This window comes from Gilliamella sp. LMG 34360 (assembly GCF_984568995.1).
This window is the reverse complement of record NZ_OZ474900.1, coordinates 1,240,414-1,254,413: the sequence shown is the minus strand read 5'-3', so window position 1 is coordinate 1,254,413 and position 14,000 is coordinate 1,240,414. Positions and strand designations below refer to the sequence as shown.

11 protein-coding genes are annotated in these 14,000 nt (G+C 35.4%); 2 read left to right on the top strand and 9 right to left on the bottom strand.

Going from position 1 to position 14,000, the window contains the following annotated elements:
- Positions 1-124: 124 nt before the first annotated feature.
- From dapF to pmbA, 9 genes are all read right to left on the bottom strand, one after another.
- On the bottom strand, positions 125-949 hold the full coding sequence (gene dapF / locus AC5LW9_RS05655) for a diaminopimelate epimerase (RefSeq protein WP_039126192.1): 825 nt from the start codon (positions 947-949) through the stop codon (positions 125-127).
- A gap of 126 nt (positions 950-1,075) precedes the next feature.
- Positions 1,076-2,326: a diaminopimelate decarboxylase gene (gene lysA / locus AC5LW9_RS05650; protein ID WP_493456477.1), complete on the bottom strand. Its 1,251-nt coding sequence runs from the start codon at positions 2,324-2,326 to the stop codon at positions 1,076-1,078.
- 11 nt (positions 2,327-2,337) lie between these two features.
- Positions 2,338-2,478 (bottom strand): LPS translocon maturation chaperone LptM, encoded by a 141-nt coding sequence (gene lptM / locus AC5LW9_RS05645; protein ID WP_198226620.1) that lies wholly within the window; start codon positions 2,476-2,478, stop codon positions 2,338-2,340.
- 1,099 nt (positions 2,479-3,577) lie between these two features.
- Entirely contained in the window at positions 3,578-5,668 is a 2,091-nt protein-coding gene (gene recG, locus AC5LW9_RS05640; protein ID WP_086326709.1) for an ATP-dependent DNA helicase RecG, read from the bottom strand.
- Positions 5,669-5,673: 5 nt separating this feature from the next.
- Positions 5,674-7,782, bottom strand: a complete 2,109-nt coding sequence (gene spoT / locus AC5LW9_RS05635) for a bifunctional GTP diphosphokinase/guanosine-3',5'-bis pyrophosphate 3'-pyrophosphohydrolase (RefSeq protein WP_493456476.1) — start codon at positions 7,780-7,782, stop codon at positions 5,674-5,676.
- A 19-nt stretch (positions 7,783-7,801) separates the two neighbouring features.
- Positions 7,802-8,092, bottom strand: coding sequence for a DNA-directed RNA polymerase subunit omega (gene rpoZ, locus AC5LW9_RS05630; RefSeq protein WP_025315037.1), 291 nt, complete (start codon positions 8,090-8,092; stop codon positions 7,802-7,804).
- 137 nt (positions 8,093-8,229) lie between these two features.
- Positions 8,230-9,444 (bottom strand): CinA family nicotinamide mononucleotide deamidase-related protein, encoded by a 1,215-nt coding sequence (locus tag AC5LW9_RS05625; RefSeq protein ID WP_493456475.1) that lies wholly within the window; start codon positions 9,442-9,444, stop codon positions 8,230-8,232.
- Between the two features lie 26 nt (positions 9,445-9,470).
- Complete coding sequence (locus AC5LW9_RS05620) at positions 9,471-11,261, bottom strand: SulP family inorganic anion transporter (RefSeq protein ID WP_198226612.1); 1,791 nt, start codon at positions 11,259-11,261, stop codon at positions 9,471-9,473.
- A 6-nt stretch (positions 11,262-11,267) separates the two neighbouring features.
- A complete protein-coding gene (pmbA, locus tag AC5LW9_RS05615) occupies positions 11,268-12,620 on the bottom strand; it encodes a metalloprotease PmbA (protein ID WP_493456474.1) in 1,353 nt (450 codons plus the stop codon).
- Positions 12,621-12,697: 77 nt separating this feature from the next.
- Here pmbA and yjgA point away from each other — a divergent pair, with 77 nt between their 5' ends.
- Both yjgA and ppa read left to right on the top strand, forming a co-directional pair.
- The gene (yjgA, locus tag AC5LW9_RS05610) at positions 12,698-13,234 is read left to right on the top strand and encodes a ribosome biogenesis factor YjgA (RefSeq protein ID WP_198226608.1); all 537 of its coding nucleotides are present in this window, start codon (positions 12,698-12,700) and stop codon (positions 13,232-13,234) included.
- Between the two features lie 66 nt (positions 13,235-13,300).
- The gene (gene ppa / locus AC5LW9_RS05605; RefSeq protein WP_025315033.1) at positions 13,301-13,831 is read left to right on the top strand and encodes an inorganic diphosphatase; all 531 of its coding nucleotides are present in this window, start codon (positions 13,301-13,303) and stop codon (positions 13,829-13,831) included.
- Positions 13,832-14,000 lie beyond the last annotated feature (169 nt).

The following is a 14,000-nucleotide window of genomic DNA, read 5'->3' as shown; positions in this document are numbered from 1 at the left end:
TCTGTTATAACCGATATGACACACTAGGCTAAAAAATTACTTAAACTCATAATAGTTAGTTTTTTTAAATAACTTATTAACCAAGAATGAAATTTTACTAATCGACTTTACTATCAAACCAAATTTAAATCGCAATAAATCCATCGTAAACATGCGTAGCGGGACCTGTCATATAAAGCGGTTTATTTGCTCCTTGCCATTCTATGACTAACTTACCCCCAGGCAGGTTCACTTTAACTTTGCTGTTAAGCAATCCTTGATTAATACCAACTGCGACAGCAGCACATGCTCCAGTACCACAAGCTTGAGTTTCACCAACACCACGTTCAAATACGCGTAGATTGATATTATTACGATCGATAATATGCATAAAACCAATATTGGCTCGTTCAGGAAAACGTTCGTGCGACTCCAATAATGGACCTAATTTTTCTACTTCTGCGGTAATGACATTATCCACTTGAAGAACACAATGCGGATTACCCATTGAAGCAACGCCACATAATATTGTGCGTTCTTGGGCACGAATGATGTATGTTTTTTCTTCTTTGATTGCTTTAAATGGTACTTTGCTCGGCTCAAAAGTAGGCTGCCCCATATTGACTCTTACCGTTTCATCATCGTTAACAGTTAACACAATATTACCTTTCATCGTGCTAACTTTTAAAGTACGTTTTTTAGTCAAACCTTTTAAGCGAACAAAACGCGCAAAACAACGAGCTCCATTTCCACACTGCTGAACCTCACTACCATCAGCATTAAAAATTCGATAATGAAAATCGGTATCTGGAGCATAAGGAGGCTCAACAATCAAAAGTTGATCAAAACCAACTCCAGTATATCTATCGGCAAGACGTTTAATCATTTCAGTCGAAAGATGAACATTTTGGGTTACCGCATCAATGACCATAAAATCATTTCCGAGTCCATGCATTTTTGAAAAGTTCATCTATTTCTACCTTCTATTGAAAAAAACATAATTATCTATTGAGTTATATAACCTAATAAGGTCATCACAATGACTGATGAATGAAACCCTATCACTGAATTTCTAAATCATCAGAAATTTTATTTATTATAGAGATTCACCTCGCCATAAATCGTCAAATGACTCTCGCTGGCGAATAATTTTATGTTGTTGCTCGCCAATTAGCATCACCTCTGCAGGTCTTGGGTGACTGTTATAATTCGATGCCATACTAAATCCATAAGCACCAGCACTACAAACCACTAACAAATCATCTTGTTGAACCGAAAGCTCACGTTGATAAGCCAACACATCACTTGATTCACAAATTGGGCCGACGACATTATATATCAAGGTCTCATCTGATGATTTTGGTTCTTTTGCTGGTAAAACTCGCATCCAAGCGTCATATAGGGCTGGTCTAATTAAATCGTTCATACCCGCATCGACAATGGCAAAATGATTACCATCTTGATGCTTAGTATATTCTACTTTTGTAATTAATAGTCCCGCATTGGCCACAATACAACGACCCGGCTCAAAGAGAAGCTCAACATTAGCGTATTTGGCAAATTTCTTTTTCAACTCAGTAACAAGTTGTAAAGGGGATATGGTTTTTTCATCATTATAACAAACACCAAGTCCACCACCTAAATCAATATGTTCAATATTAATGTTATTAGCGTTTAATTCGTCAACTAATGCCACAATACGATCAGCCGCATCTAAAAATGGCGATAATTCAGTTAACTGAGAACCGATATGACAGTCAATGCCTGCTATTTTGATATTCGATAATGATTGGGCTTTACGATACACATCCAATGCTAACTGATAGCTAATACCAAATTTATTTTCACGTAATCCGGTTGAAATATAAGGATGAGTTTTGGCATCAACATCGGGGTTAATTCTTAACGAAATTGCTGCAATCTTATTTAATCTTTTAGCAATATCATTGATTCGGTAAAGCTCAGGTTCGGACTCAACATTAAAACATTTGATACCCACTGTCAGTGCACGTTCAATTTCAACAATTGATTTTGCCACACCAGAAAAGACAACTTTGTTAGCATCTGCCCCCGCTTTTAGCACGCGTTCCAACTCACCCTGAGATACAATATCAAATCCTGCGCCTAAATTTGCCAATTGTTTTAATACGGATAAATTACTGTTAGCCTTAACTGCATAACAGATTAAGTGGTTCGTATCGGTTAAAGCTTGTTGATAAGCTAAAAACTGTTTAGTGATATAATCTGATGAATAGACATATAATGGTGTACCATACTGCTCAGCTAAATCAGATATAGCAACTTGATTAGCAAATAATTGACCGTTTTGATAATGTAGAAAATCCATAAGCTATTCCATTATGATGTTTGGTTAATTGAATCCGAATCCATTGATGCTGTTGAGTTTTCAGCAGGCATATAAAGAGGTCCTTTCAGTCCACATCCCAATAATGTCAATGTAATTAAAAGTATAGAAAGTAATTTTATAGATGATTTCATAGAACATTCACAATTATTTCATTTGTACGATGCCGACTATATTACACGATAGCCATATCCGTGCAAAGCATAAATAATCAAATCGTTATATATTACTTTGATATCAAAAATATTCATTTGTTTACTTATGTTGAGTTAGGTTGCAACATTCAATCTAATTTTTAATTTTTTTGGATCAAATGAGTTTTTATGAACCGATCTACAACGACATCAATTAAAAAATGGGCGTATTCAATTATTTTATATTGATCACTTTTTTGAACGCTATTTAACAATCCATACACTGGTCTTTTTTACTGATAGATGTGACATATAGTATTAGATCATAACAACTCATACTATTATCCTAGCCATTTTTTACTGAAACGTAGGTATTACCTGAAACTTTTTTACAAACCTACTTTTGTTTAGTCAAAAAAAAAGATCTTTTAATATGTCTGATTTTACTGATAAATACGAGCATTTAACGTTCGATCATAACAACTTATACTATTATCCCCGCCATTTTTACTGAAACGTAGGTATTACCTGAAACTTTTTTACAAACCTACTTTTATTCAGTCAAAAAAGAAGATCTTTTACTATGTCTGATTTTACTGATAAATACGAGCATTTAACGTTAGATCATTACAACTCATACCATTATCCCAGCCATTTTTTACTGAAACGTAGGTGTTACCTGAAACTTTTTTACAAAGCCACTTTTATTCAGTCAAATAAAGAAGATCTTTTACTATGTCTGATTTTACTGATAAATGCGGATATTTAACGTTAAATCATTACAACTCATACCATTATTCCAGCCATTTTTTACTGAAACGTAGGTGTTACCTGAAACTTTTTTACAAAGTCACTTTTATTCAGTCAAAAAAGAAGATCTTTTACTATGTCTGATTTTACTGATAAATGCGGATATTTAACGTTAAATCATTACAACTCATACCATTATTCCAGCCATTTTTTACTGAAACGTAGGTGTAACCTGTAACTTTTTTACAAAGAAATTCCCAAAAAGAAATCATTTATAAAAAAGATCAGCCATATTAGAGTTATATTTAATCTGATTGATTAGGCTTAAAAAATAAATAATCGTTTAGCACTAAGCATTAATGTATTTTTGACGATCTGGAAGCCAACAAGCTATTAATTGCTGAGCGACTTGTGGGTAGTTTTGTTGTAGATAGTTAGATGTTTTTTGTACTTCACTAATCAGATGTTGATCACGAATTAAATCAACGATTTTAAAGTTTGCCACACCCATTTGACGAGTCCCTAAAATTTCACCACTGCCACGAATTTCAAGATCTTTTTGGGCAATAACAAAACCATCATTGCTTTCACGCATGACTCTCATTCGGGATTGAGCGACCTTACTAAGTGGAGCTTGGTACATTAAAACACAATGAGAAACGGCACTACCCCGGCCAACTCGCCCACGTAATTGGTGTAATTGAGCTAACCCGAGTCGTTCAGCATTTTCAATAATCATCAAACTTGCATTGGGTACATCAACACCAACTTCAATTACCGTTGTTGCAACTAAGAGTTGAGTGTTACCTGCTTTAAAGTTTTGCATGACCAACTGCTTTTCATCTGATTTCATTTTGCCATGTATTAACGCTATGGATAAATTAGGTAATCGCTCACGCAATTCTTCAACTAATATTTCGGCAGCTTGGGCATCAAGTGTTTCTGACTCTTCAACTAAGGTACAAACCCAATAAACTTGCCGTGCACTTAAACAAGCTTGATTGACTTTTTCAATAATCTCATCTCGTCGAGAATTAGGAATAACGACCGTTGTAACAGGCGTGCGGCCAGGCGGTAACTCATCAATCACCGAGACATCTAAATCAGCATAGACAGTCATTGCCAACGTTCTTGGGATCGGTGTTGCCGTCATAATTAATTGATGAGGATGCATACTTTCTTTTATACCTTTTTCCCACAATGTTAATCGCTGATTAACACCAAAGCGATGCTGTTCATCAATAATCACCAAGCCTAAAGCTGCAAATTCCACTTTATCAACAAAAACAGCATGCGTACCAATTAACATAGTGATATTGCCACTTTGTACGCCTTCATAACGCTGCTTTTTATTTTTTGCCGTTAAACGCCCAGATAACCAATCCACAGTGATGCCAAGGGGTTCAAACCATTGTTTAAAATTGTTATAGTGCTGCTCCGCTAATATCTCGGTCGGTGCCATTAAGACGACTTGTTGATTATTTTCTATGGCATTTAATGCCGCCAATGCAGCAACTAAAGTTTTACCTGAACCCACATCCCCTTGAATTAAACGCATCATTGGAATAGGTTTAGCCATATCTTTATAAATATCCCCAACGACACGTTGCTGAGCATTCGTAGGACTAAAAGGTAATGATGCTAAAAAAGGTTTTATAAACTTCTGACTTGTATGCATGGCATAAGCTTGTTGCTTTTGATTATCGACTTTCAATAGCAACATACTTAAATGATAAGCTAGTAACTCTTCAAAAATAAATCGTTTAATCGCACAATGCTCACCAGTGACTAATTGATTAATATCGGTATCAATTGGTGGGTTATGAATGATATTTAATGAATCTAACGCGGGTAAAAAATGGCTCGCTAATTGAGGAGGTAAAATCTCAGCGGGAGGATTACGTTTTAACAGTAATAAAGCAGATTGAATCAACTTACGAATCACATTTTGAGTTAACCCATAGGTTGTCGGATATATAGGGGTATATCTTTCCTGACTTGCATCAGCTAAGGCATTATCTTCACGACTCGCTTTAACTTTATATTGTGGATGAATAATTTCTGGATAATTTTTTCCACTTTTTATTTCACCGTAAGCACTTACCCATTTTCCTTGAGCCAAACTTGCTTTAATGCCAGCATTGAAATTCATAAATCTCAATATCGCTATGCCTGATTCATCCTGAATATGACAAACTAACATTTGTTTGCGTTTTAAAATCACTTCGGTTTTTATAATACAACCTTCAATCGTGGTATGTTCGCCAATAGCTACATCACCAATGGCACATGATGAAGAGCGATCTTCATAACGTAAGGGAAAATGGAATAATAAGTCTTGAATGGTATCAATACCAAGAGTATGGAATTTTTTTTCTAAACTACTACCAATTCCACTTAAGTTAATTAATGGAATGTGATTGAAAAAACGGTTTACCATAATAATTAATTGATATTACGAGTCACACTCACAACATCTTGTTGTAAAGACAGTTTACGCATTAACTCATTAAGTTGTTGAGAGTTTTTCACTTCAATTTGTAAGATGATAGTATAAATTTGTCGATCTTTTTCTTCCGTATTTAACCATTGTAGATGAGCTTTTTCATCGTTTATGATGGAAAGAACATGACCTAATGATCCTTGATTATTTAAAATATCTACCCAAATTTCAGCAACAAAGAACTGGTCAATATTTGTCGCCCATTTAAGAGGAATATACTTATCAGGATTATTTTGATAACCTGTTATATTACGACAAGATTCATGATGTACGGTTAAACCTTTTTCTGCACTCACATGACCAATGATAGGGTCATTAGGTATTGGATGACAACATTTTGAAAAAATAACTAAAACACCTTCACTTCCCGTTATCACTAAAGTTGAACTTGGATCAGATTGATCTTGCAATAATTCATTATGCTTTAAGCCTTTGGCAATAAAGTGACTCATAATATTACCTAAGCCAATTTCAGCCAACACATCATCAAAGGATTGTAATTTGGTAATTTGTAAAATTTTCTTGATCTGTTGATCAGTAAGAGCTTCAATTCCACCTGTGTTAACTAGTGCCAAATTGAGTAATCGACGTCCTAGCTCCATGGCATCTTCACGTTTTAACGATTTCAACGCTTGACGAATACGCGATCTTGCTTTGGCGCTTACCACGAAACTGAGCCAGCGAGCATTAGGTCGAGCCTCAGGTGAAGTAATAATTTCAACCGTTTGACCATTACTTAATGGTTGGGATAGTGGATAAGGTTTGCGATCAACAATTGCACCAATACATTGATGACCAATATCTGTATGGACTGCGTAAGCGAGATCAACGGCCGTTGCCCCTTCAGGTAATTGAACAATGCGGCCTTTAGGCGTAAAGACATAGATCTCTTTAGGAAACAGATCCGATTTCACATTTTCAATAAATTCATATGAATTACCAACACTTTGTTGCAGCTCTAATAAGCTTTGCATCCAGCGTTGAGCCTTAATTTGGGCAGTAGTATGCGTAATCTCATCTTTTTCATTATATACCCAATGAGCAGCTACACCCATTTCAGCCATTTGATCCATATCTTCAGTGCGTATTTGCACTTCTACTGGAGTACCATGAGGACCAATTAACGATGAATGTAACGATTGGTAACCATTGGCTTTAGGAATGGCAATATAATCTTTAAATCGATTAAGACGTGGTTTATATAGATTATGTACTAAACCCAAAGCTCGGTAGCAGGCATCAACATCTTTAACGACAACACGAAAAATATAGATATCCATGATTGAGTGAAAATGCTGTTCACGCATTTGCATTTTCTGATAAATCACATAGATATTTTTTTCTAAACCTTTTACGACTGCATCAATATGAGCATCGGTTAAACGCCCTCTAATTTCTGACAAAATTTGCTCAATAAGTTCCTTTCTGGTGCCGCGAGCGACATCAACGACTTTTTCTAAAACTTTTGCGCGATTAGGATGCATCGCTGTAAAGCCCAATATTTCAAGCTCAGTTTTAATATGATGAATACCTAAACGATGTGCTAAAGGAGCATAAATCTCTAATGTCTCTTTTGCTATGCGACGGCGTTTATCGGGTCTTAATGAGCCCAGTGTTCGCATATTATGGGTACGGTCAGCAAGTTTAATTAAAATAACGCGCACATCTTCGGTCATGGCGAGAACCATTTTGCGAAAATTTTCAGCTTGTGCCTCTTGTCTGTTGCGAAATTTTAATTTATCTAATTTAGAAACACCTTCAACTAAGATAGCAACGTGTTTACCAAATTTTTCCGTTATATCTTGAAAGGTGACAGGTGTGTCTTCAATAGTATCATGTAAGAGTGCAGCGATGATTGTTTCATAATCCAGTCGCATATCGGCTAAAATTGTCGCAACCGCAACTGGATGAGTGATATAAGGTTCACCGCTACATCGGAATTGCCCGTCATGCGCCTTTTGAGCAAAGAGATAAGCATCTTGAATAATTTCAACTTGTTTAGCTGGAAGATAAGATGTGACAACCTCTTTTAAACCATCAAAATATTGCATAAGCAATTCTCATCAGAATTTATTCGTACGAGGGAGTATTATCAAGAAGAATCGATTCATGAAGTGCAGAACGAACTTCCGCTTCTTCATCTTGACGAGCTTGGAAATCAGCAGTATCAAGAATTTGTTTGTTGACAAGGCCATCTTCAATTTCACGTAACGCAACAACGGTTTCCTTGTCGTTTTCTTCTGGAATTAATGGCGATTTATTTTCAATTTGTAATTGACGAGCACGTCTTGCTGCAACTAAAACGAGATCAAAGCGATTACCAATTTTTTCTACTGCATCTTGGACAGTTACACGAGCCATTTTTACCTCTAATTTGTTTTACTAAATTGCTTTATTTGAAAGATCTATTATTGTACTTAATTTTGTAGCAAAATGTCCATATTAATATTATTTTTAAACCCAAGCTAGCTGGATTTTTTACAAAAAACTATCAATCGTTATTCAATCAAATCTAACCAAACATTCGTACCAATAATTGGCATGTTTTCAAAATAGCGGCGTAAAGCATCTAAAGCGATTGCACAAAGAATTTTTTGAGTGATGTGACGATTCTGTTGTCGACCTGTGTATCTCAAATTAAATTTCAAAAACTGCTGTGACGTAGCTATGATCAAGGTAAATTCCGTATTCCTTTCTCTAAAATTAACTAGCCCAAGTACGATATCAGCCCTATTTTTAGTTAATATGTCTAAAAAATAGTCTTTAGAATCCTCAAGAAACAATGGAACGATTTCCGACTTAACCAGCGGCGCTTCACACTCAAATAATTGCTGAGCAATAACGCCTGCTGATTGTTGTTCAATAACAGCGATGGTTTGATTTTTTTCGAGTAAAATTCTGGAAACAAGCATTGCTAAGCCTAGATCGCCATGTTGAGTTAAAACACCTTCATACAAGAAGTTGTTAGCCACAATTGATTTAATTTGTTGCCATAACTCATCCATCTTATTTCTTTGTTGTTCTGGCCCCGTTAATTTCAGTTCAATCATTGGCATTGCTGCTCGATATCCAACTACAATATCAGTTGGTATATTTAGTTTATTATCAATTTTCGTTGCTAAATCACTTTCTGTTTGTCCCATGGTCATCAGTCGATAACATAATTTCTTTTCTAATGTTGGAAAGCTTAATTTAATTTCAGGCAAAATTGAGGTTTTAACCATTTCTTTAAATTCGCTCGGGACACCAGGAGTAAAATATAAAAGGCACTGATTGATCCGCATTTTAAAGCCACATGCTGTTCCCATAGGATTATCAATTAAAGTAGCACTTTGGGGTAACATCGCCTGCTTTATATTACTTGGCGACATCGTTTTACCACGGCTTGAAAAATATTGCTCAATTTTATCCACCCACTCTTGATGCAATATAAGGGATTCGTGATTGGCTAATGCTGCTGCCTGTGCACTTAAATCATCACTTGTTGGCCCTAAACCACCGTTTACAATAATAATATCATTATCTAAACTATGTTGTTTAAGTGTGTAAATAAGTTGCGTTAAATCATCGCCAACCGTGTGTCTGGAAGTCATTAAGATGCCTTCCTGAAAAAGCAATTCAGACAACCACGCCGCGTTGGTATCAATTATTTGCCCATATAAAACCTCATCACCAGTACTGAGCATTTCGATCTTAATTATTTTTTTATTCATAAAATACCCCATAAACCACGCAATGATTAATTATCAATGTCTTTGCTATTTACATCTTCTTCATCATTATTGTCTATATGTTCTATGCTATTCACATCGTCATCGTCACTGTTTATATGCTCTTTACTTTGCACTAACCTGACTGAAAAATAGAGATCATAAGCAAATTCAATATACTCTTCATCAAGCTGTATATTCATCTGTTTAAACCAATTTTTGAGTGTTTTTCGCCGACCAGATAGGATCAAAATAACATTTCGAACTTTTAAAGATTTAACTAATTCTTCAACACCGAGTAAAACGCTGACATCTTTGTAAGTAAAACAAGGAATCGCATCGACAATAACGTAATTTATTGGCTCTTCTGATTCGTCAATATAACTTATAATTTTTCGCTTGAAATATGCAATATTGAAATAAGTCAGTGGAGAATTAAATCGATAAATAATTGTACTTTTTAGTGGTTTAACCTCTTTACCTAAAGAGTGAATACGACCACTATCATCCATCCCTAAAAGTTGATCTTTCGGTCGGAAAACACGGCGTAAAAACAGAAAGAGTCCTAGCAAAACCGCAAGCGCCATACCCGGAATAATGCCAATCAATAACACCGAGATAAACGTGATTAAACTTAAGTAAAACGCATCACGATCAAACTTGAAAAAACGAAATATAGTTTGGAAATTAATAAGAGAAAGTGAAGAGTAAATTAAAATCACCCCCAATACACAAGTGGGAATGTATTGTAAAGGCGATAGGAAAAGCAGAACCACTAAACCAATTAATATCGCAGCAATAATTGAAACGAGCTGAGTTTTACCACCATTGGCATCATTGACAGCTGTACGCGATGAAGTGCCACTGACCACAAATCCTTGTGATAATCCTGCTACAATATTAGCCATACCTAAGGCTCTAAATTCTACATCGGCGTTTGTTTCATAATTATTTTTAGAGGCAAAGCTACGAACCGTTATCATCATACTAACGAAACAGATAACCGCTATATTCAATGATGGAACCACTAATTCTCGCATTTTTGCTTTATCAAAACCAATCCATGATTCAGCAGATATAAATTCACCACTAACTTGACCGATGATACGTATACTGTACGATTCAAAATTAAATAACCATGAAAAAAAGGTCATTATCACTACGGCAAAAAGCGGAGCTGGATAGCGAGGTCTTAATCTTTTCAAAGCAACTAATATGAGTAAAGTAAAAAACGAGACCAATGCGGTTAAAATATGGATTTCAGATATTTTGAAAGGTAAATATACGACTCGTTCAATTAAATATGAAAAGTCATAAGAAAAACCTAACGTCCTAGCAAACTGATCAATGATAATTGTGATTGAAATCCCGTTAAGTAGACCAATTAAAATCGGTTGACTGAGCAAATCAGCTAGCGCCCCTAAATGCAACTTACCGGCAATAATACACCATATTCCAATCATAATGGTTAACAATATAACCAATTGCCAACGTAAAATAGGATCATCCTCAGCTAAAGGAAAAACAACGGCTGCAACTACCGCACAGGTAGCAGTATCTGGGCCAACAATAAGTTGTTTAGAAGAGCCAAAAAGTGCATAAACAATAAGGGGTAAAATAGTTGAATATAATCCAGCTATTGCACCTACGCCCGTTAATTCAGCGTATGCAATTGATACAGGTAACGAAACAGCCGCGACCGATAAGCCTGCTTTTATATCAGAATTAAAATATTCCCGTCTATAATGCAATAAACTGATTAATCCTGGCATCCACAATGCTATTTTTTGTAATATCCCTTTGTTTTCCACTTTTTGCATGTTTTATTATCTTCCAGCTATACTTATGTTTTCCATTAAAATTGATCCGCATTGAATATTACTTCTTGTTTCAAGATCATTCCCTATCGCCACGATATTTTGATACATATCTTTGAGATTACCAGCAACAGTAAATTCATTGATTGGATACTGGATTTGACCATTTTCCACCCAAAATCCAGTTGCTCCACGTGAATAATCTCCCGTGACATTATTAACACCATCCCCCATTAAAGAGGTCACAACCACACCTTTATCTAATTTGGCTAACATTGCATTAAAGTCTGTATCTGTTTGACTTGATGAGACTAACCAATTATGTATACCGCCAGCATGTCCTGTTGATTTTAGACCTAATTTTCTGGCTGAGTAATTACTCAATAAATAAGTTTGTAAAATACCCTGCTCAATAATATTACGTTTAACGGTTTTTGTTCCTTCACTATCAAATGGTGAAGAACCAATTCCTTTTAAAATGAAAGGATCTTCCAAAATAGTTAACCAAGATGGGAATATTGTTTTACCCACACTATCTAACAAAAACGAAGATTTACGATAAATTGCACCACCACTTATCGCACTCACTAAGTGTCTAATTAATCCGACCGCTACATCCGCACAAAACAGAACAGGTACTTGCATGGTCTCAATTTGTCTCGCCCCTAAATGGGCAATCGTTTTTTCGGCAGCTTGTTGGCCGACCCATAGGGGTGATTTTAGATCGCCAATGTCCCGTGATGAAGTGAAAGCATAATTGCGCTCCATTTGCTCATCTTGTTTTGCGATAACTGAACAAGATAGAGAATGAGAACTTGCACAGTAACCATTCAACATACCTAAGCTATTCCCATACATATAAATACCATAACGGCTTCCAAAATAACTGCCATCACTATTAATAATCTCGGGATAAGCTAAAGCAGCTTCTTCTGCTTGTTTGGCTTGCTCAATGGCTTTATCGACATTCAAATCACTTGGATAGAACAGATCTAAATCTGGAGCATCAAATGCCATCAAATCTACATCACCTAAACCAGAATAAGGATCGGGTGAAGTATATTGCATAATGTTGATGGCCATATCAATGGTTTGGGCAATCGCCTGCGGGGATAAATCATTTGTTGATGCACTCCCCTTACGTTGGTTTTGATAAACCGTAATGCCTAATGCACCATCGCTATTAAATTCTACGTTTTCAGTTTCCCCCATACGAGTGCTGATACTTATACCCGTGGATTGATTAATTGAAACTTCAACCGAATCAACTCTTGGTTTAGCTTGCTCAATAGCATGAGCAACAATAGCGGATAATTTTTCTTTTTGGGTTAAAGCGTCTTTCTTGATTTGTTCTATACTCATTTTATTATTTTCTACAATTCTGCTAGTGATACGTTATAATAAGCCAGAATTGCATTTTAGTTAACAAAAGAAATCATATGAATCAAAATCAAGAGACAATCAAAGAACCAAACTTAGCTGTCGACGAGATCGAAGATGAGATCATTTACGTCAGTAAGAGCGAAATCAAAAGAGATGCAGAAGAACTTAAAAAACTCGGAATTGAGCTAGTTAATCTAAGCAAAAATGAAATTGTTAAAATTCCTCTTGATGAAGATTTACTTTACGCTATCGAATTAGCGCAAAAAATCAAAAAAGAAGGTTATAGAAGACAAATTCAATATATTGGCAAGTTGCTTCGCAATCGTGATATCGAACCGATAACCCTTGCTCTAAACAAACTTAAAAATCGCCATAATCAACAAGTAGCAATATTTCATAAATTAGAAAAATTGCGCGATGAACTTATTGAAACGGGTGATGCAGAAACTATTATTGGTTTATACCCAAATGCTGACAGGCAACAACTGCGTACTTTAGCTCGTTTAGCCAAAAAAGAGTTACAATCCAATAAGCCGCCTAAAACAGCAAGACAAATTTTTCAATATTTAAAAGAATTGAGCGATACAGAATAAGTTTTATAATGTACGCTCATTACTGATGAACTAAACTATTATTAATCTAGATAGAGGATACAAAAAATGGGACTTTTAAATGTACCAGCTGGTAAAGAATTACCCGATGATATTTATGTTGTGATTGAAATTCCTGCCAATGCAGATCCAATCAAATATGAAGTAGATAAAGATACTGGCGCAGTATTTGTTGACCGCTTTATGGCAACAGCTATGTTTTATCCTTGTAACTATGGCTATATCAATAACACATTATCTCTTGATGGTGATCCTGTTGATGTATTAGTCCCAACTCCGTACCCATTACAACCAGGTTCAGTTATTCGTTGTCGCCCAGTTGGCGTATTAAAAATGACCGACGAAGCGGGCGAAGATGCTAAATTAGTTGCGGTACCACATACTAAACTTTCAAAAGAATATGACCATATTAAAGATGTTGAAGATTTACCAGAATTACTTAAATCTCAAATCAAACACTTTTTCGAACAATACAAAGCACTCGAAAAAGGTAAATGGGTTAAAGTTGATGGATGGGAAAACGCAGATGCGGCTCGTAAAGAAATTATCGAATCTTTCGAAAGAGCTAACAAAAAATAGACTTAACCAAAAAATTTACAAAATTTATATTAAGTAAACGTTAAAAAAAGAGTCGCTAAAAAATAGTTAGTGACTCTTTTTTTTAGTGTAAACTTTGACTTTCGAAATAAATATAATTTTTTGTCATGTTTAAATTGTTTTATATCAAATTAAGTTGATTTTAAACAAA

Excerpts from the sequence above, each read along its gene's own strand:
- dapF (WP_039126192.1), bottom strand. The coding sequence starts at position 949 with ATGAACTTTTCAAAAATGCATGGACTCGGAAATGATTTTATGGTCATT.
- lysA (WP_493456477.1), bottom strand. The coding sequence starts at position 2,326 with ATGGATTTTCTACATTATCAAAACGGTCAATTATTTGCTAATCAAGTT.
- lptM (WP_198226620.1), bottom strand. The coding sequence starts at position 2,478 with ATGAAATCATCTATAAAATTACTTTCTATACTTTTAATTACATTGACA.
- recG (WP_086326709.1), bottom strand. The coding sequence starts at position 5,668 with ATGGTAAACCGTTTTTTCAATCACATTCCATTAATTAACTTAAGTGGA.
- spoT (WP_493456476.1), bottom strand. The coding sequence starts at position 7,782 with ATGCAATATTTTGATGGTTTAAAAGAGGTTGTCACATCTTATCTTCCA.
- rpoZ (WP_025315037.1), bottom strand. The coding sequence starts at position 8,092 with ATGGCTCGTGTAACTGTCCAAGATGCAGTAGAAAAAATTGGTAATCGC.
- AC5LW9_RS05625 (WP_493456475.1), bottom strand. The coding sequence starts at position 9,444 with ATGAATAAAAAAATAATTAAGATCGAAATGCTCAGTACTGGTGATGAG.
- AC5LW9_RS05620 (WP_198226612.1), bottom strand. The coding sequence starts at position 11,261 with ATGCAAAAAGTGGAAAACAAAGGGATATTACAAAAAATAGCATTGTGG.
- pmbA (WP_493456474.1), bottom strand. The coding sequence starts at position 12,620 with ATGAGTATAGAACAAATCAAGAAAGACGCTTTAACCCAAAAAGAAAAA.
- yjgA (WP_198226608.1), top strand. The coding sequence starts at position 12,698 with ATGAATCAAAATCAAGAGACAATCAAAGAACCAAACTTAGCTGTCGAC.
- ppa (WP_025315033.1), top strand. The coding sequence starts at position 13,301 with ATGGGACTTTTAAATGTACCAGCTGGTAAAGAATTACCCGATGATATT.